Origin of the sequence: Aminobacter sp. UC22_36, from assembly GCF_044056035.1 — a bacterium.
In the GTDB taxonomy this organism is placed as follows: Bacteria; Pseudomonadota; Alphaproteobacteria; order Rhizobiales; family Rhizobiaceae; genus Aminobacter.
This window is the reverse complement of sequence record NZ_CP171996.1, coordinates 1,813,771-1,831,834: the sequence shown is the minus strand read 5'-3', so window position 1 is coordinate 1,831,834 and position 18,064 is coordinate 1,813,771. Positions and strand designations below refer to the sequence as shown.

Here is an 18,064-nt window from a genome sequence, read left to right as displayed (position 1 = left end):
GCTGCCCGGTCGCGAAAAAATACGAAAACATTGTCGGATCGGGCGCTGGCCAATCGTCCTTGCATCGTCACAACACGAGGAGAACGAGCATGTCTTACGTTGATGGTTTCCTGCTTGCCGTGCCGAAAAGCAAAATCGAGGCCTACAAGGACATGGCGCGAACCGGAAGCGAAGTGTGGAAGGATCACGGCGCAATCGCCTATGTCGAGTGCATCGCCGACGACGTGCCTTATGGCGAAGTCACGTCGTTTCCGCGCGCCGTGCAGGCCAAGGACGACGAAGTCGTCATCTTTTCCTGGGTCGTCTACCGCTCGCGCGAGGAACGCGACGAGATCATGAAGAAAGTAATGGCCGACCCGCGGTTGAATGGCGATCCGGCGGAATGGCCGTTCGACGGCAAGCGCATGATCTATGGCGGCTTCAGGCCGTTCATTGAAAGCTGATCACGACTGCAGCAATGGCGGTTGCCGGCAGCTACCGGCAACCGCCGGCTTGACCACGACAACCGTTCCGTGAATAAGGATGCAACAACCCGCATAGGCTGAACATGCAACCCACTTCCCGCATAGGTAGCCGGCGGGTGCATTTTGAGACGGAATCGTTCGATGCAGCGCCTGTCGACCTACGACGTATCACCGCGCGACCGCCTAGCTTACCTGCACGATTTCGTCGCCCGCCATGTCGCCGGCCTGCGCTTCCGGCCTGAAGACGCCGACAGCTTCGTCTTCGACCTATCCGCCTATTTTCTCGACGGTCGCACAACGGTCGGCACCGCCTGCTACTCGGCGGTATTAGGCGAACGCCCCAGGGACCTTTTGGCGGCCGACGGCCGGCAGGATTACCTGATGACCATCCACACCTCCGACTACGAGGTGGCCATGGAAGGCAAGAGCCCGCTCGTCATCAAGGCCGGCGACATTACCCTCGTCAACGAGGGCTCCGCCATGGCCTTTGCCCTGCCCGCGACGCTGCTCAAGGTGGTGTCGCTCGAAGAGGCGCGGCTGGCTGCCCTTGCGCCGCGCGTGCGGATGCACGCGCTCCACCACATACCGGCGAGCGCGACGGGCGCGAGCCTGCTGTCGGGCTATACCGACCTGCTGCGGGCGGCGGCCCCCGACGGCGAGGTCGGGCGCAGCTTGGCCACCAGCCACCTCTACGATCTTGCCGCCCTGGTAATTCAGGGCGGCAGCGCCGACGCGGCTGAGCAGGTACGGCCGAGCCTGGGCGCGGCGCGGCTCGAACTGGTCAAGGCCGAGATCTTGCGCCAACTGACCGACCCGGAACTGAGCGTGGCTGCCATCGCCCGGCGCCAGGGCATCACGCCACGCTACATCCAGCGCCTGTTCGAGCAGGAAGGGCTGACCTTCTCCGAATTCCTGCGCGACGCGCGGCTCGATCTCGCCCGCAAGTCGCTCGACATGGCGAAAGCGGCAACGGTGTCGGCAATCGCCTTCGATGCCGGCTTCAACGACCTGTCGCATTTCAACCGCGTCTTCCGCCAGCGCTTCGGCGCAACGCCGTCCGAGATCAAGGCGGCAGCGCTTCGCCGCTGTCAGTAGCCCAAGACTCAGTTCGCTCCAGTCCGTATCTGTTCGCTCCGCGCCAAGACTGCGGGGTTTTGGCTGTCGTAAAGCAGCGTCGTGGCGGACCGACGCATCCGACGGGCGGGGGCGCTCTTCGAACGCATGTGTGGCCGGCCATCGCCGGACCGTCGACTGGGCAGAGTCGGCGGTCCGCGCATGGGCCGTCTCCACGGAGTTCGCGCCATCTCCAGCGAAATCGAGAGATCCATGAAAAGAGCGATTGCATTGATCCTGTGCGGCGTGCTCGCCGCCTGCAGCCAGACGACGTCGACAACCAGCACGATGAAAACAGCCGGTGCGCCCAAGGCAGCGGCCCAGGCAGCACCCAAGGGCAAGAAACTGACAACGGCACAGCGTTGCGAGGAAGCGATGCGCAAGGCGACCCAGGCGCAGACCAATGCCGCCATGCTCGGCGGCGCGCTGTCGATGGTCGGCGGCTTCGGCGGTTTTGGCCGCGGCGGCGCGATTGCGGCGCAGGCGGCGTCGGTCGGCGGCTCGCTGATGCAGGCAAAAGCGCAGACCGACGCCGACAAGGCACTCGATACGGAGTGCATCGGATGAGCTTCTTTCTCAACCGCCACCTTGCCGGTGGCCTGCTGGCGGCCAGCCTGGCGCTCGGCGCATTGGTGCTGCCGGCTCGGGCATTGACCGTGGACGAGGTTGGCAAGGTGGTACAGCTGCTCGGCGAACTGGAACCGGAGCTCGGTCGCCTCGCCTATGACGACGAAGAAGCCGACCAGTGGTTCGACGACGATGCCGGACTTGAAGGCCGCATCGCCAAGGCCGGCTTCGACAGGGAAAGCTGGAAGGAGGCGCTGGGCGCCACCTTTCGGGGCTATCTCGCGACAATCGCCGCCGAACGCTTCGAAGCGACGTTCTCGGGCCTGACGGAAAAGGTTGAAACCAGTGACCTGAATGCCGAGCAGAAGGCAGAGATGCGCAGCTTCGTCGCGACCAAGATCGCCGAGACGCGGGCAATGCGCGCCGAAGGCGAGCGCTATGTCGACGCCGTTCAGCCTTATGCGACCAGGCTGAACGAATTGCTGGGTGATGGGAACGAGTGAGGCGGCGTCGATGGCGTGGTTCCTTCTCCCCGTTCACGGGGAGAAGGTGGCCCGAAGGGCCGGATAAGGGGCAGCGCGTTCATCTGTGAGGCTGGCTCCGCCCCATCTGCCTGCCGGCGTTCGACGATCGAAAAGCCAAGCAGTTGGCTTTTCGTCCGCTACGCGGAATTCATCTCACCTCCCCGTATACGGGAGAACAAACGCTACCGCCTGAGTACCGCACTCAGCACGTCGCGGATGCCGATGGCGCCGACGAAACGCGACTGGTCGTCGAACAGCGCCACTGGCGATGTCTGCGAACGATGCATGGCGAGCATCACCAGCTTGAGCGAGGTTCCGGGCTTGGCCCAGAAGACGTGCGAGGCCTCGTCGTTCGACTTCTCGATCTCGTCGACCGACACCCAGACGGCCGGCTGACCGCTGCGCTCGGCGGCGGCGACAAGGCCGTGCTCGTCGATCTTGAAGCGTGTCGTCTTGCGCCGATCGAGCCAGACCCAGCCCTCACCGGCATCTTCGAGATCGCGGCGGTCGCGCATGACGTTCCATGCCGTCAGCACCGACAGCGGGTTCACATTGGCGATGAAGTCGCGGACATAGTCATTGGCCGGACGCAGCACGATGTCTTCAGGTGGGCCGGACTGGACGATACGCCCGCCCTCCATGATGGTGATGGTGTTGCCGATCTTGAGCGCTTCTTCGAGATCGTGGCTGACAAAGATGATGGTCTTCTTCAGCGTCTTCTGCAGCTGCAGCAGTTCGTCCTGCAGCTTGGTGCGGATCAGCGGATCAAGTGCGGAGAACGGTTCGTCCATCAAAAGGATCGGCGCTTCGGTGGCGAAGGCGCGCGCCAGGCCGACCCGCTGCTGCATGCCGCCAGACAGTTCATGGGCGTATTTCTTGGCCCAGGGCGTCAGGTTGACGAGGTCAAGCTGCTTGCCCACCTTCTGCTTGCGCTCGACGTCCGGCATGCCGGCGAGTTCGAGGCCAAGGCCGACATTTTCCTCGACAGTGCGCCAGGGCAGCAATCCGAACTGCTGGAACACCATCGCGACCTGATGCTGGCGCAAGCGCCGCAAGGTCGCCTCGTCACACGAGACGACGTCGACCATCTTGTCGCCGTCCTTGACCATGACCTGGCCGCGCGAAACGATGTTGAGGCGATTGACGGCCCGCAACAGCGTCGACTTGCCCGATCCGGACAGGCCCATGAGGACGGAGATCTCACCCTCGTTGACGGTGAGATTGGCACCCGCGCAGCCCAGCACATTGCCGGTCTTTTCGAGGATCTCGGCGCGGGTTGCGCCCTTGTCAAGCATAGCGAGCGAGCCGCTGGTGTCGGCACCGAAGACGATGTCGACGTTCTTGAAATCAACGGCAACGTTCATTTCTTGCCTCCCACGCCGATACGCGTCATGCGGTCGAGCACGATGGCCAGCACGACAATGGCAAGGCCCGCTTCAAGTCCGAGGTCGATCTTGCGCGAACCGAGCGCACGGTTGATTTCGGTGCCAAGGCCGCCAGCGCCGATCAGGGCGGCGAAGACGACCATCGACAGCGACAGCATGATGCACTGGGTCAGCCCCGCCATGATGGTAGGCAAGGCCGCCGGCAGTTCGACCTTCCACAGCAACTGGCGCTTGGTGGCGCCAAAGGCCTGGCCGGCCTCGATGATCGCAGTCGGTACCGAGACGACGCCGAGATGGGTCAGGCGCACGGCGGTCGGGATGACGAAGATGATGGTGACGATGAGGCCGGGCGCATTGCCGAGGCCAAACAGCGTGAGCACCGGGATCAGGTAGACGAAGGTCGGCAGCGTCTGCATCAGGTCGAGCACCGGCAGCATGAAGCGGTAGACCTTGGGTTTGTGCGCGGCCCAAATGCCGAGCGGCACGCCGATCGCCATCGAGGCAGCAGCAGCGGCAACGACAAGCACCAGCGTTTCGACCGTCTGCTTCCACAGGCCCTGGTTGATGATGAACAGGAGACCGAGCGCGACGCCGATGGCCAGTGCGCGCGAGCGCTGCAGGTACCAGGCAAGAGCCGCGATCAGCGCGACCGCGACGACCGGCGGCAGGAACAACAGCCCGTCGACCAGCCCGTTGAGCAGGAAGTTGAGGCCGTTGGAAAAGCCGCGGAAGACAGTGTTGAAGTTGTCGGTGAGGAAGGTGAAGAACGCCTTGCCCCAGGCGCCGATGGGAATCTTGTAGGCTGCAAGAAATTTCGAAATCGGATCCATGTCGTCCCCTCTCGCCGAAAGCCCTCGCTCGTTCCGAGCTTGTTATCGCATGGCCAAACACAAAGGGCAGCCGAAAGACGCTTCCGGCCGCCCTTATTTCATCCGCCGAAGCGGCTTACTGCAAAGCCGCCTTGACGGCTGCGGCAGCGTCGCCACCGTCGAAGGTGGTCACGCCGGCGAGCCAGGGCGTTGCTGCGTCCGGGTTGGCCTTGAGCCAGTCCTTGGCAACGTCGTTGGCGTTGCCACCCTTGAGGATGGCATCCATCATGGTGCCTTCCATCTCCAGATTGAATTTCAGATTGCCGAGGAACTTGCCGACATTCGGGCATTCGGCGACGTAGCCTTTGCGCACATTGGTGCTAACGGTGGCGGCACCAAAGCCCGAAGTCGCCCATGCCATCGAGATAGGTGATCTTCATCGCCCCCATGACAGGGTGCGGCGTCCAGCCAAGGAAGGCGATCCATTCATTGGCCTTCATCGCCTGCTCGGCCTGGGTCAACATGCCCGCCTCGGAAGATTCGACAAGTTCGAAGCCTTCGAGATTGTCGGCCGGGTTCTTGATCATGTCGAGGATGATGCGATTGCCGTCATTGCCGGCTTCGATGCCGTAGATCTTGCCGGCGAACTTGTCCTTGAACTTGCCGAGATCGGTCAGCGTCTTGACGCCGGCTTCCGCGACATAGGACGGCACGACGATGCCGTAACCGGCGCCGGACAGGTTTTCGCCAATGGTCTCGACCGAGCCGTCGGCGGTGTAGTCCTTGATGTCGTTGGTCATCGACGGCATCCAGTTGCCGAGGAAGACGTCGAGATCCTTGTTCTTCAGCGACGCATAGGTGACCGGAACCGAGAGCTGGATGACCTGCGGTTCGTAGCCGAGTGCCGTCAAGAGAACGGAGGCAACGCCGGTGGTCGCCTGGATGTCGGTCCAGCCGACGTCGGAGAGCCGTACAACCTTGCAGCTTTCCGCTTCCGCCGCGAAGGCAGCAGCGGTCGAAAGAAACGTCGACACGCCGATTGCGACGGCGAGTGTTTTCATGCGCGACATATAGATTTCTCCCATTCGTATTTTTGACGGCAACGCGGTATTGTTGTTGTACGTCTTTGTCGCGAGCCAAACACCATTTTCCTTTGGATTCAAGTGACATGACGCAACGACCGACGCCGCCGGATGATCCATCAGCGACATGGCGGAGGTTTTTTGCGGTGGATGGCGACGCTCCCCCCTCCCCGCCATGGGCGGCTTGGGCTTAAAGGAGACCATGGCCAAGCTCTACTTCCATTACGCCACGATGAATGCCGGCAAGACGACCATGCTGTTGCAGGCATCGTACAACTATCGCGAGCGCGGCATGGCGACGATGCTGTTCATCGCTGGCCATTACGCCAAGGGCGACAAGGGCTACATCTCCTCGCGCATCGGGCTCGAAGCCGAGGCCGAGATGTTCCGCAGCGGCGACGACCTGTTTGCCCGCATCGCCGAGCATTACCGGCACACAAACGTTCACTGCGTTTTCGTCGACGAGGCGCAGTTCCTGGAAGAAGAGCAGGCCTGGCAGCTGGCGCGCGTCGCCGACCGGCTTGGCATACCCGTGATGTGCTACGGCCTGCGCACCGACTTCCAGGGCAACCTGTTCTCAGGTTCGCGCGCGCTGCTCGCCATCGCCGATGACCTGCGCGAGGTGCGCACCATCTGCAGCTGCGGCCGCAAGGCGACCATGGTCGTGCGGCTCGGCGCCGACGGCAAGGTCGCCCGCCAGGGCGAACAGGTGGCGATCGGCAAGGACGTCTACGTCTCGTTGTGCCGGCGCCACTGGGAAGAAGAGATGGGCCGCGCCCAGCCCAACGACTTCATCGGATTTGCCACACGCAGCTAAGTAGCTTCGCCTTAAATCTTTTCGCCAAGCGCTTGCGTCTTTCAATCGCAAGATGCGCCACATATATTCGGCGCCACTGTCCCGCATTCGACACCGGAGGAACGTATGGCAACGCTGCAGAATTTCGATGCCGAAATCGCCAAGACCAAGCAGGTCGTGGAAGACATGCGGAGCAAGATCGAACAATCGGGCACCGTGCTCGACAAGATCGCCACCACCGACACCAAGATCGGCGCCTCCGACTTCGATATCGAAAACGCGCGCATCCAGGATGTGCTGAAGCAGCAGAAGGTGATGGAAGGCAACATCGCCGACCTGATCATCGGGCTCGAGGACGCCACCAACGTCTTCGGCTCCGAGTTCGAGAGCATGAAGAGCTTCACCGGATGGGAAACCTTCGTCGGCATCTTCTCGGCTTCCAGCAAGCAGCGCATGCGCACCGACCGCGTCCGCAACATGTCGCTGGCCGGCAATTTGCAGGAACTGCTGGTCAAGTCCGACACCATCGTCGGCATCTTGAAGGCACAGAAGCAGGTGCTCGACGAGCGCTACAAGACCTCCGAGACCAGCCTTTCCCAGGTCATCGAGCGCCGCAAGACAACGATGGCCAACCTCGAAGCGACCCAGAAGCGCATCGAGGAACTGAACCCGCTGCTGCTCGACATCGAAAACAGGATCGCGGCGTCGACCAGCCAGAAGGAACGCACGGAACTCGAATCCGAGCGTTCCAAGCTGGCTACCGAATACAATGAGAAGCAGGCCAAGGAGCAGGAGATTCTGGCCGAGAGCCAGACACTCGAACGCTACACCTCGATGTTCCAGACCTTCGTCGATTCGCTCAACAACCAGATTGCGGCGCAGAACACGCTGATCAACAAGCTGACCATCGATACCGAGCAGCGCATCGTGCTCTACAAGGCGCTGGAAGACTCGCTGAAGACTGCGGCCCAGCAGGACGTTGCCCACAAGATCAACACGCTGGGCTCGAAGGTCGACAACACCGCCGAAGAGACCATGGCCGGCATTGGTGCTGCCGCGCAGAAGCACATCGGCGACCTGCTCGAACTGCACGAGAAAAACATGGTGGCGACCGCCGACATCCAGCGCCGCAAGAAGCTGGCCGACGACGCCTTCGCCCGCCGCTTCGACGACGTGCTGAAGAAGCACAACGCTTCGGATTACGTGCAGTCGTAACCTGACCAGCTGATTGCAAGTGTTGCGCCCTGTCGCGCCCGCCTCTGGCCTGCCGGCCATCTCCCCCACAAGGGGGGAGATCAGGCAGTGGCTTGGGCTTCGCCAATCTTCGGCGTTGAAATTTGGGTGGCAGCAGACACGGAAGCTAATCTCCCCCCGCGTGGGGGAGATGTCCGGCAGGACAGAGGGGGCCAACGTCGAGCCCATGCATTTGAGATTTCGCCCATGACCCCCACCGATGATCCCGCCGTTCGCTATTTCGACGCCATAGCGGCGGCGCTGAGCGGGCTCGAAATCTTCATGCGCGACGACCGCTCGCCGCTCTACCGGCACGGCATCGTGGCCAAGGTGGCGGCGGCCTACATCTCGCGGCTGGAACGCTCTTTCGCCTGCTGGCGCAACCGGCTCGGCTTCATGGAGACGTTCAAGATTTCGCGCGCCGAAAGCGGCTTTCCGGTGTTTCAGAACGTGCTCGAACTGGAAAACGACCGCAAGACTGCGGCGCAGCGCCTTGCCAGCATTCCGCCGTCGGGCGAGTTGCGCGAAGAGATGGCCGACTTCATCCTGCGCCACAAGGAGTTCCCCGAAGCGCTGCAGCGCTCGATGGCCGAGCGGCTCTATCTCGAGGACGTCAAGGACGGCGTGACCTTCAGCCCGTTCATCCTGGCGCAGACGGCCAAGGTGTCAGTCAATCCGAAGTCGATGCGGCCCTATTACCTTGTCCACTGGGGCAGCTTCGACGGCACCGCCAACCTGCCACTGATCTACATGGCAACCGTCGAGGATTCGTCGGAGGCGATGGTCGAGCAACTGGTCGACAGCGAAACCGGAAAGCTGAACGAAAAGATCGACATCCCCCTGCCCGTCGATGGCTTGCTCAATCCCGATCTTGCCCATCGCTTCGACGATTTCACCGAGAAGAACTCGGCCTATTCGCTGTCGCCGCTGACGGTCGCGACCAATCTCGACAAGGATTTCCCCGAGCTGCACCCCAAGCAGCTCCGGCGCATGGTGCTTGGGCCGTTCTATTCGGCTGGCATCACCGAGCACAATTCGACGGTCAGCGAGGTGCTGTCCAAAGTGCGCAAGGCGGAAAACGCCTGGCTTTTGACCTGGACCATCCAGGAGGTTTATTCCAAGGCCGAGAAGCCGGGCCGCAAGGGCCTGTGGTCGAGCGAACCGGCAAGCGAGGAATTCTTCATCAACACCGACGATCTCGAAGCCGCTCGCCAGGGCGTGTCGAGCTATGAGAAGCACGCGCTGATCCCGCACGAGGCCTACCAGGCGCTGTATGCCGCCGGCGAAGCCGAAAAGATCTTTGCGGGCTACAAGGTGCACATCCTGTCAAAGGGACAGGTGATCTCGGATGTGTGACAGGCATTGTCCCAAGCGGACGAAGTGAGGGTTCAATGGACACCGGTTTGACCACGATCTCCGAAGCCGACATCGAAAAGCACCGCGCCACTGCGCAGAGCTTCATCACCCGCATCGTCGTTCTGGAGGATTCTTCCGGCCAGTCGGGCACGGCCCTTGCCGGCACCAACCGCCGCTTCGTCTCGACGGTGTCGACCGGTTCGATCCGCAAGACGCGCGAAGTCGAGCTGCAAAAGACCGTCACGGCCATCCGCCCCGACGACCAGTTGATGTCGATCCCGCAGCACACGCTTTTGTTCCGCGCCCGGCGCGGCATTGCGGTCGCGCTTGCCGTCTCCGACATCTTCTCGCGCTCGACCGACCTTGAAGCGCTGCAGGCGAAGAATGCGCGAGCCCCGCTCGAAGGCGACGAGGCCAGCCACTTCAAGAAGCTGCTGTCAGCCTCGGCCTATGTCGCGGCCTTCACGCTCGCCTCCTATCTCGCCCAGCTGATCGACAGCGACGGCGAAGCGCCCAATGACGTCACCGAACCCGACTTCCTGTTCGACACGCCGCAGGACGCGGTGAAGTCGATCGTCTCGGGCCTCGGCCAAGCACTTTCGGGCGCCAAGGACGACGCCGACCTGTTAACGCGCGGCCGCGCCTTCGCGCGTGTCGCGATCGAGGGCTTGCTCCAGCGCAAGGGCCGCTTCGACGGGCTCGGCGCTTTCGAGAATGCCCATATCCGCATCGACGCTGACGACTTCACGCTTGACGGCTTCGATGTTGCCCCTGGCAAGAAGTCGAAGCCGCTGGTGATGACCTTCAAGAAGCCACAAGAGGTCGTCGGCAACCACATCGCCAAGTTCCAGTCGGTCCGGCTCGCCAAGATGCTGATGGCCTATGATTTCGAGCGTGAGCTGAATCCGTTCGTCGAGCTGGGCGGCTTCCTGTTCACCTTCATCGGCGACGGCGCGCCCGGCACCGGCAAGACGACGCTGATCCAGATGATCGCCGGCCTGGTCAACGGCTACTGCCAGGTCGCCGGTTATCCCTTCGCCTACGAGAATTTCGGCGTCGACCAGATCTCGTCTTATCAGGGCAAGTCGGGCCAGAACTGCCGCCAGTTCATCAACAATGTGCTGAACCCGCGTGCTATCGGCTTCGGCACCATCGACGACATCGACCAGGTGGCGGCGAAACGCTCCGACGACCGCGCCTCCGCCGGCCAGCAGGAAATCACCGGTGTCTTGATGGACGCCTTCGCTGGCGCCGGCACCGTGGTGCGCGGCAACTGCTCGTTTGGCATGTTCTCCAACTATCCCGAGAATGTCGACGACGCGCTGCGCCAGCGCGCCGGCGCGCGTTGGCTGGTCGACGGGCCGCAGACCCGCGACGACTATATCGACATCTTCGTCCTGCTCGCCGGCAAGAACCACAAGATCCCGCTCGGCGAGCACGAGCTTTACGCCGCGCAGGAGATCCAGCGCGCCGTGACCGAAGCCTATGAAGAACATGCGAAGCCGCAGGAAGATGGGTTGGAAAAGGTCTTTGAGCGCTTCATGAACGACAATGGCGCGCCCAAGACGCTGGCCGATATCGGCACTTATCTGCACATGATCAAGGAGGCCGAGCCGCGCTTCACCGGCCGCGCCATCAAGAACGTCACCGACGCGATCAAGATGCGCGCCATGGACATCGAGCTGCCGGATGAGTGGTTCGAAAAGCCCGAAGCCTTCATGCACAAGGGCTACGATGAGAAGAAGGCGATGATCGAGGAGCTGCGCGGGCCGTTCTCGATGGACATGGTGATGCAGGAGATCAACCGCTACGCCGACAGCGAATTCCGTTACTCCGACAAGTCGGACGACGCGGCGGTATCGAAGCTGCTCCGCGATGCAAGGCTGCGCGAACGCGCGGCGAAGGAGATGGAAGAGCTGAAGGCCAAGGGGCTGTGGAATGCGTAATCTTTCCTTCTCCCCGTTCACGGAGTCGGTGCGCAACCCTGACGCCACCTCTCCCCGTTCTTCACGGGGAGAGGGTAAGGGTGAGGGGCGATTCTGATGGACCTCCTGCGCGACAACGAACTGATCTACGGCCGGCTGTTGCCGGTCGACGAACCGCATCTGATCGACCGCTACAACAAGGCGCTGAAGGCGTTCGGGCTCGAACCGACGAAACTGAAGAGCTTTGAGATCGACCGCACTGGCTTTTCGCCCGAGATCGCCGAGGAGTTGGGCGACTACCAGTATCTCGACCCCAACGAGGTCAACCGCCGCTTCATCATCTTGACGCCGTCGCAGATCGACCTGCCTGTCGTGCACACGGCGTTTTCCAACACCTCGCAGTTGGTTTTCGAGTTCATGTCGAAGAACCAGCGCGCCATCGACGCGCTGACGATCAAGGACGTGATCTACGGCGAGATCGAGGACTCCGTGTCCAAGGTCGAGGACATCGAGGACCTGCTGTCGATCAACCAGGTCGAGTTCCGCGTGCTTTCGGCCGAGGACGTGCTCGGCAAGGCGGCCGAACTCGGCAAGCTTGTCGACAAGCTCAAGCAGGAGCCCGAGGCCTGGCGCGACGACGCCATGCTTGAGCGCATGGTCGAGCTTGCCAAGGTCTGTGGCGACATCCGCGAAAACGCGCTGGTGCCGGACCAGGTGATCTTCCGCCACAACGCGTTCTGGACCAGCCATTTCGGCGGCCTCTACGTCTTTGTCGACCCTGACGTGACAACAGTCATTTCCGACCCGGCAGCACCCGGCTTCCGCCGCTCGCGGCCATGGCAGGTGAGCTATCTCTCGATCAAGGACGCCGACAAGGTGTTCAAGTTCCTGGCCTCGACCGGCCGGCTCGACCTGCCGCGCGCCTCGTGGATCGAGAATTCCGGCTATCTCGAACACCGCGCCGAAATGGCCGTGCGCGCGTTGATCCAGAAAGCCGAACCCAAGCGCGACATCAGCAAGGTCGACAAGGTCTGGCTGCAGACCTGGATCCACAGCCATGCCGATGTCATCAACAGCGACGGTACCTTCCCCTTCCTCAATGGCGCCAAGCGCGAGATCGCCCAGCTCGGCCAGTTGAGGCTCGAAGACGTATTCCCGTTGCACCGCTTCCTGGTGGTGCGCGCCAAGCCTGACCATCCCGACGCCTGGCTGACCAATCGGCTGATTTCCGAATTCGTGCCGTCGGATTTCGTGTCGCGCTATGTCTTCAACAAGCAAGGCTTCTACAAGGACTATGAAGAGCTCAACGAGACCTGGCGATCCAATGTTGTCGATACGTTGAAAACCTCATATCTGAAAGACAAGACGGCGTTCCGCACACAGCTCTACGGCCTGACCGACTGAGGGGATACATCCATGCTTGATCCGATCGTGAGTTTCTTCACACGGGTATTCCAGCTGATCGGCCGGGGCCTCGGCTTCGTCGTCGGCATCCTGCTATGGCCGTTCATGTGGCTCGGCCGCTGGTATCTCCAGCGCGGCTGGATTCTGAAGACCGTGATGGGCGCGGCCGTCGCCGGCCTGGTGGCGCTTTACGGCTATTTCGTCTGGAACACCCAGGCCTGGACGAATTTCGATCCCGACTATGTCGCAAGGCATAATTTCGAGAACCGCAACGTTTCGGCCGGTGAGCAGATCGTTGCCGGCGCCGGCACCGACACCGCAAAGACCTGCGGCCGCTCGGCGATCGCCGACATCTCGGCGGAACTGACCAACTTCAACGTCAACGAGAACGCCTGGATCTCGTCGATGATCCTCTACAAGACCGGCCTGTTCGGATTGTCGTGGGATCATACGCCGTTCCTCGACAACAAGGCCTCGTTCCAGCGCGGCATCAACCAGGCGATCCGGCGCACGACGACCGAACTGGCCGACAATCTCGGCCGCGTGCGCGGCACCAGCCAGGTCGATTCCGACCTGCAGGACGCACGCGGCAACATGCAGTTCGACGAGTACACCTGGTATTTCGGCCTGACCCCGTTCGGTCCGAAGACGCCGACGCCGAGCTACTATCGTTCGGCGATCAAGAGCCTGAACAATTTCAACGGTCGCCTCGAGAAATGCGAAGCGGTGTTCGACGCCCGCGCCGACAATCTGATCCAGTTCATCGACCGTATCTCCAACGACATCGGTGCCACCTCGGCAATCCTCAAGGACCGCGCCGAGCACTTCAACAACGGCTGGTTCGATCCGCGCGCCGACGACCGCTTCTGGTTCGCCTACGGTCAGCTCTACGGCTATTACGGCCTGCTCAAGGCGACCCACGCCGACTTCGAAGACGTGCTGCGCACCCGCAACCTCGACAATCTGTGGGACACGATGGAGCAGCAGACGCGCTCGGCGCTCAACATCCAGCCCTTCATCGTCTCCAACGGCGCCGAGGATGGCTGGTTCATGCCCTCGCACCTGATCACCATGGGCTTCTACATCCTGCGCGTGCGCTCGAACCTGGTCGAGATCAGCAACGTGCTGAGCAGGTGAGTGAGCAGCGAACAGGGCGTAGCGAGTAGAGATTGAGCTGACGTCGACTCGTTCTGGTGTGTCCTGCCATAACCCAGGCGCTACTACTCGCTATTCCCTACTCCCTATTCGCTCCCTCGCCCTGTCGCAATCCGTGCATTGGGCGGCTGTTTTGAGACGGCAAGCGACACCGATGTCGCGCTTGTATGGCCGCGACAGCGAAGGCGGCGACGCCATTAGCCCAAACACTCCGGAGGAGCCGTCATGGCCGAATTCAAGACCGACATCGAGATCGCGCGTGCGGCGAAGAAGAAGCAGATCCAGGAGGTCGGTGCCAAGATCGGCATTCCGAGCGAGCATCTGCTGCCTTATGGCCACGACAAGGCGAAGATCTCGGCCGAGTTCATCGCCAATGCGCGCAAGAACAAGGACGGCAAGCTGATCCTGGTCACCGCGATCAACCCGACGCCAGCCGGCGAAGGCAAGACCACGACCACGGTGGGCCTGGGTGACGGCCTCAACCGCATCGGCAAGAAGGCGATCGTGTGTATCCGCGAAGCCTCGCTCGGGCCGAACTTCGGCGTCAAGGGCGGTGCTGCCGGTGGCGGTTATGCCCAGGTCGTGCCGATGGAGGACATGAACCTCCACTTCACCGGCGACTTCCACGCCATCACCACCGCGCATAACCTTCTGTCGGCGCTGATCGACAACCACATCTACTGGGGCAACGAGCTTGGCATCGACACCCGCCGTGTCGTCTGGCGCCGGGTGATGGACATGAACGACCGGGCGCTGCGCGAGATCAACTGCTCGCTCGGCGGTGTTGCCAACGGCTTTCCGCGCGAGGCCGGCTTCGACATCACGGTGGCGTCCGAAGTCATGGCGATCCTGTGCCTGGCGACCGACCTGAAGGACCTGGAAAAGCGTCTGGGCGACATCATCGTTGCCTATCGCCGCGACAAGACGGCGGTCTATGCCCGTGACCTCAAGGCCGACGGCGCGATGGCGGTGCTGCTCAAGGATGCGGTCCAGCCGAACCTGGTGCAGACGCTGGAAAACAACCCCGCCTTCGTCCATGGCGGCCCGTTCGCCAACATCGCCCATGGCTGCAACTCGGTGGTCGCGACCACCACCGCCCTCAAGCTCGCCGACTATGTCGTCACCGAAGCCGGCTTCGGCGCTGACCTGGGTGCCGAGAAGTTCTTCGACATCAAGTGCCGCAAGGCTGGCCTCAAGCCTGCCGCTGCGGTCATCGTTGCGACGGTGCGCGCGATGAAGATGAATGGCGGCATCAAGAAGGAAGAGCTCGGCAAGGAAAATGTCGATGCGGTGAAGAAGGGCTGCGCCAATCTTGGCCGCCACATCGAGAATGTGAAGCAGTTCGGCGTGCCGGTGGTGGTGGCGATGAACCACTTCGTCTCCGATACCGACGCCGAGATCTCGGCGATGAAGGACTATGTCGCTTCGATGGGTGCCGAGGCGATCCTGTGCAAGCACTGGGCCAAGGGTTCGGCCGGCATCGAGGAGCTCGCCCACAAGGTGGTGCAGCTCGCTGAGAGTGGTGCTTCGCAGTTCTCGCCGCTTTACCCCGACGAGATGAAGCTGTTCGACAAGATCGACACCATCGTCAAGCGCATCTACCGCGGCTCGGAGGCGATCGCCGACAAGTCGGTGCGCGACCAGCTGCATGCCTGGGAAGCCGCCGGCTACGGCCATTTGCCGGTATGCATGGCCAAGACGCAGTATTCGTTCTCGACCGACCCCAACCTGCGTGGCGCTCCTGTCGACCATGTCGTGCCGGTGCGCGAGGTCAGGCTTGCCGCCGGTGCCGGCTTCATCGTCGCCATCTGCGGTGAGATCATGACCATGCCCGGCCTGCCCAAGGCACCGTCGTCGGAAAAGATCTTCCTCAACGAACAAGGCCAGATCGAAGGACTGTTCTGAGCTCAGAATAGAGCTAACGGCGACCAAAAAAGGGCAAGGCCTGCAGGCCTTGCCCTTTCCATTTCAGGCTGCCTGCCTGCGTGCCCAGGCCTTCATCGCCGTGGGCAGCCAGCGGGCGAAACCCGGTGCTAGCGTTTCGTAGCGCCTGGCGAAGTCGGGGTGGTCGTAGATGTCGGCCAGGCCGGCATAGGCATCCATCGTGCAGGGCTGCGGCCACATGCGGCTGACCCAGCGGTGGTGGCGCTCGACCAGCATGTCGAGTTCGCGCGCCTCCGGCACGATCCCATTCTGCATTGCCGAGGCCAGGGACTGCTCGATGTCGCGCAGCTCGGCCAGCGCGGCCTTGCTTTGCGCTTCATTCAGCCTTGGCGCGCGGCCGATGGTCCTGCGCATCGGCTCACCGTAACGCTCGACCAGCCAATCCTCATATTCTCCCTGTTTTTCGGAAAAGCCCGTGTACAGGTCAGCATGCTTCATCGCGCGATCTCCTTCGAGTTTGGCGATCGTGCGGTCGATCGTCCTGACAAGCTGGCGGTAGCGGTTCGCCTCTGCCTCGAGCCGCCGGCGTTGCTGTCGCAATGCCTTGAGGCGGTCGAAGCCAGGTGCATCGAGGATAGCAGCGATCTCGCCGAGCGGAATGCCGAGTTCACGGTGAATGAGGACCTGCTGCAGGCGCAGCAACTCGTCTTCGCCATAGCTGCGATAGCCGTTTGCGCCGACATGAGCGGGCTTGAGCAGACCGATGTCGTGATAGTGGTGCAGCGTCCGGACCGTCACGCCAGCAAGCCGCGCCAGTTGACCCACAGTATATGCCTTCATCCGACCATGCCTCCGCAGGACCGGATGAGTAGTCCCTCACGCCGCGTGAGGGTCAAGCCATGACCTCTTACGGCCCGCCGATCCTGCTCACTGCCGCCGTCGACAGGCTGACAAAGCGGTCGAGCAAGGTGAAGAACACATCGATGGCAAAGCCAAAGACGAAGGCAAGCGTGAACAGGCCGAAGCCGATGGACTGGAACGCTTCATTGTTGTTGAAAGTCCCATCCCAGAACCACGCCAGCACCATGCCGGCCAAGGCCCCCAGAGCGACACGGTAGATCATGGGCAGCAGCGACGGGTTTGGCAGCAGCGGGTCGAGAATGCGCCGCAAGAAATATATCAGCGAGCCGAGCGCACCGTAGAGCGCGGGCAGCGCCAGATAGGAATAGGTCGCCAACCGCCCCGATATCTTGTTCTGGATGTCGATGAGATTGGGGATCGATTGCGAGTAATAGTTGAGGTTCATACGACAATTCTGGCGCATCAGATCGACAGTGTTGATGCCGAGCGCGTCATCAAAGAGGTAATTCACCTCGGTGATAAAAGGCGATGATCCCGCCTGCTCGGATTTGGCACGTTCTATTTCGCCAAGATGCTGGCAGAAATTCTGCAGCGAGCTGACGTCGAACGACGTATACTGCTCCTCAAACTGCTTGGTGATATTGTCGCTTACTTGCTGGGGCGTGCTTCCGGCTGCCGTCGTGACCGTTGCCTGGCATCCCAGCTTCAGCAAGGCAACTGCCCAGCAGACGGCATTTTGAAGCCGGCTCAGCACCGCCAGTTGCCCATCGGCAGCAGCCAGGAAGGCATCGCTCTTCTCCTTGACCAGCTTCAGTTCCTTGTCGAGCATGGTCAGCTCGTGGACATACTGGAACGACGCATCCTGAGCGATGAGATTGCGCTGAACGGCAGCGATGGCATCCGTGGTGCCAAGCTGCGAAGCGACGACCACAGGTGCTGGCACCGGCGCATCCGACGAACCGGGGCGCGCTTTGACATCCGTTGCTGATGCCGATGCCTGGCCATCCAGAACGTTCACCGGCAGTTGATGTTCCGCAATCAAAAGTTGCCGCTCCAGCCTGCTGTAATGCAGTCCCGGGTTCTTGCTGGTGAGCAGCGAAAGCTCCTCATGGAGCGTCGCACCGCTCTTGTAGGTAAGCGTGAGATTGCCGGCAGCGAACATCAGCAGCAGAGCAGCCAGTACAAAACCCAGGTTCTTCAGCTTGTCGCGCAGCCGCTCCTTGTTTGGCCGCCACCCGCTTTGAAGCGCGCTGACCGTTGCCGCGGGAATTGCGGCCCGGGACGCCGCCAAAGCCGCCTGAAGCTCGATCACGGCAGCGTTGGTGAAGATGCGGTCGACGTCCTGCAGGGCCTTTGCCATTGCAAACTTGCGGAAGAAATCGCCACTGGCCAGCAACCCGGCAAGAACCGCGTATGTCGAGACCAGTTCAGCCTGGTCGATCAACTCATCGACGGCAGACGTGGTTGGAGGCACGGCCGGCTGTTTCCAAAAGATGAGACGATGCC

General features: G+C 61.9%; 15 protein-coding genes and 1 pseudogene. 11 read left to right on the top strand and 5 right to left on the bottom strand.

Features of this window, described 5'->3' with window-relative positions; translation table 11 throughout:
* Nucleotides 1-89 precede the first annotated feature (89 nt).
* The 4 genes from ACHMW7_RS12110 (at nucleotide 90) to ACHMW7_RS12095 (ending at nucleotide 2,647) form a co-directional block, all read left to right on the top strand.
* The gene (locus tag ACHMW7_RS12110; protein WP_395450474.1) at nucleotides 90-443 is read left to right on the top strand and encodes a DUF1428 domain-containing protein; all 354 of its coding nucleotides are present in this window, start codon (nucleotides 90-92) and stop codon (nucleotides 441-443) included.
* Nucleotides 444-605: 162 nt separating this feature from the next.
* Nucleotides 606-1,559, top strand: coding sequence for a helix-turn-helix transcriptional regulator (locus ACHMW7_RS12105; protein ID WP_395450473.1), 954 nt, complete (start codon nucleotides 606-608; stop codon nucleotides 1,557-1,559).
* Between the two features lie 231 nt (nucleotides 1,560-1,790).
* Entirely contained in the window at nucleotides 1,791-2,144 is a 354-nt protein-coding gene (locus ACHMW7_RS12100; RefSeq protein WP_395450472.1) for a hypothetical protein, read from the top strand.
* The gene (locus ACHMW7_RS12095) at nucleotides 2,141-2,647 is read left to right on the top strand and encodes a hypothetical protein (RefSeq protein ID WP_395450471.1); all 507 of its coding nucleotides are present in this window, start codon (nucleotides 2,141-2,143) and stop codon (nucleotides 2,645-2,647) included. Before ACHMW7_RS12100 ends, ACHMW7_RS12095 begins: the two co-directional genes overlap by 4 nt.
* 203 nt (nucleotides 2,648-2,850) lie before the next feature.
* On the opposite strand, the gene choV is transcribed toward ACHMW7_RS12095, so the two are convergent.
* The 3 genes and pseudogenes from choV to choX form a co-directional block, all read right to left on the bottom strand.
* Entirely contained in the window at nucleotides 2,851-4,032 is a 1,182-nt protein-coding gene (gene choV / locus ACHMW7_RS12090; protein WP_395450470.1) for a choline ABC transporter ATP-binding protein, read from the bottom strand.
* Nucleotides 4,029-4,883 (bottom strand): choline ABC transporter permease subunit, encoded by an 855-nt coding sequence (gene choW / locus ACHMW7_RS12085; protein WP_395450469.1) that lies wholly within the window; start codon nucleotides 4,881-4,883, stop codon nucleotides 4,029-4,031. The genes choV and choW overlap by 4 nt, the downstream gene beginning before the upstream one ends.
* A gap of 115 nt (nucleotides 4,884-4,998) precedes the next feature.
* A pseudogene (gene choX / locus ACHMW7_RS12080) lies at nucleotides 4,999-5,932 on the bottom strand (choline ABC transporter substrate-binding protein).
* Nucleotides 5,933-6,146: 214 nt separating this feature from the next.
* On the opposite strand from choX, the gene ACHMW7_RS12075 reads away from it, so the two are divergent.
* The 7 genes from ACHMW7_RS12075 to ACHMW7_RS12045 all read left to right on the top strand — a co-directional run bounded on the left by ACHMW7_RS12075 (nucleotide 6,147) and on the right by ACHMW7_RS12045 (nucleotide 15,718).
* Complete coding sequence (locus tag ACHMW7_RS12075; RefSeq protein WP_395450468.1) at nucleotides 6,147-6,761, top strand: thymidine kinase; 615 nt, start codon at nucleotides 6,147-6,149, stop codon at nucleotides 6,759-6,761.
* A 105-nt stretch (nucleotides 6,762-6,866) separates the two neighbouring features.
* Nucleotides 6,867-7,955, top strand: a complete 1,089-nt coding sequence (locus ACHMW7_RS12070; protein WP_395450467.1) for a hypothetical protein — start codon at nucleotides 6,867-6,869, stop codon at nucleotides 7,953-7,955.
* A 225-nt stretch (nucleotides 7,956-8,180) separates the two neighbouring features.
* Nucleotides 8,181-9,329: a hypothetical protein gene (locus tag ACHMW7_RS12065; protein WP_395450466.1), complete on the top strand. Its 1,149-nt coding sequence runs from the start codon at nucleotides 8,181-8,183 to the stop codon at nucleotides 9,327-9,329.
* A gap of 35 nt (nucleotides 9,330-9,364) precedes the next feature.
* Nucleotides 9,365-11,275, top strand: coding sequence for an AAA family ATPase (locus ACHMW7_RS12060; RefSeq protein ID WP_395450465.1), 1,911 nt, complete (start codon nucleotides 9,365-9,367; stop codon nucleotides 11,273-11,275).
* Nucleotides 11,276-11,371: 96 nt separating this feature from the next.
* Entirely contained in the window at nucleotides 11,372-12,658 is a 1,287-nt protein-coding gene (locus ACHMW7_RS12055; protein WP_395450464.1) for a DUF6638 family protein, read from the top strand.
* Between the two features lie 12 nt (nucleotides 12,659-12,670).
* Entirely contained in the window at nucleotides 12,671-13,795 is a 1,125-nt protein-coding gene (locus ACHMW7_RS12050) for a DUF2333 family protein (RefSeq protein WP_395450463.1), read from the top strand.
* A gap of 243 nt (nucleotides 13,796-14,038) precedes the next feature.
* Entirely contained in the window at nucleotides 14,039-15,718 is a 1,680-nt protein-coding gene (locus ACHMW7_RS12045; protein WP_395450462.1) for a formate--tetrahydrofolate ligase, read from the top strand.
* A gap of 63 nt (nucleotides 15,719-15,781) precedes the next feature.
* On the opposite strand, the gene ACHMW7_RS12040 is transcribed toward ACHMW7_RS12045, so the two are convergent.
* Both ACHMW7_RS12040 and ACHMW7_RS12035 read right to left on the bottom strand, forming a co-directional pair.
* The gene (locus tag ACHMW7_RS12040; RefSeq protein ID WP_395450461.1) at nucleotides 15,782-16,537 is read right to left on the bottom strand and encodes a MerR family transcriptional regulator; all 756 of its coding nucleotides are present in this window, start codon (nucleotides 16,535-16,537) and stop codon (nucleotides 15,782-15,784) included.
* A gap of 67 nt (nucleotides 16,538-16,604) precedes the next feature.
* Nucleotides 16,605-18,032, bottom strand: a complete 1,428-nt coding sequence (locus ACHMW7_RS12035; RefSeq protein WP_395450460.1) for a hypothetical protein — start codon at nucleotides 18,030-18,032, stop codon at nucleotides 16,605-16,607.
* Nucleotides 18,033-18,064 lie beyond the last annotated feature (32 nt).

Excerpts from the sequence above, each read along its gene's own strand:
- ACHMW7_RS12105 (WP_395450473.1), top strand. The coding sequence starts at position 606 with ATGCAGCGCCTGTCGACCTACGACGTATCACCGCGCGACCGCCTAGCT.
- ACHMW7_RS12065 (WP_395450466.1), top strand. The coding sequence starts at position 8,181 with ATGACCCCCACCGATGATCCCGCCGTTCGCTATTTCGACGCCATAGCG.
- ACHMW7_RS12050 (WP_395450463.1), top strand. The coding sequence starts at position 12,671 with ATGCTTGATCCGATCGTGAGTTTCTTCACACGGGTATTCCAGCTGATC.
- ACHMW7_RS12040 (WP_395450461.1), bottom strand. The coding sequence starts at position 16,537 with ATGAAGGCATATACTGTGGGTCAACTGGCGCGGCTTGCTGGCGTGACG.
- ACHMW7_RS12070 (WP_395450467.1), top strand. The coding sequence starts at position 6,867 with ATGGCAACGCTGCAGAATTTCGATGCCGAAATCGCCAAGACCAAGCAG.
- choV (WP_395450470.1), bottom strand. The coding sequence starts at position 4,032 with ATGAACGTTGCCGTTGATTTCAAGAACGTCGACATCGTCTTCGGTGCC.
- choW (WP_395450469.1), bottom strand. The coding sequence starts at position 4,883 with ATGGATCCGATTTCGAAATTTCTTGCAGCCTACAAGATTCCCATCGGC.
- ACHMW7_RS12060 (WP_395450465.1), top strand. The coding sequence starts at position 9,365 with ATGGACACCGGTTTGACCACGATCTCCGAAGCCGACATCGAAAAGCAC.
- ACHMW7_RS12055 (WP_395450464.1), top strand. The coding sequence starts at position 11,372 with ATGGACCTCCTGCGCGACAACGAACTGATCTACGGCCGGCTGTTGCCG.
- ACHMW7_RS12075 (WP_395450468.1), top strand. The coding sequence starts at position 6,147 with ATGGCCAAGCTCTACTTCCATTACGCCACGATGAATGCCGGCAAGACG.
- ACHMW7_RS12110 (WP_395450474.1), top strand. The coding sequence starts at position 90 with ATGTCTTACGTTGATGGTTTCCTGCTTGCCGTGCCGAAAAGCAAAATC.
- ACHMW7_RS12045 (WP_395450462.1), top strand. The coding sequence starts at position 14,039 with ATGGCCGAATTCAAGACCGACATCGAGATCGCGCGTGCGGCGAAGAAG.
- ACHMW7_RS12100 (WP_395450472.1), top strand. The coding sequence starts at position 1,791 with ATGAAAAGAGCGATTGCATTGATCCTGTGCGGCGTGCTCGCCGCCTGC.
- ACHMW7_RS12095 (WP_395450471.1), top strand. The coding sequence starts at position 2,141 with ATGAGCTTCTTTCTCAACCGCCACCTTGCCGGTGGCCTGCTGGCGGCC.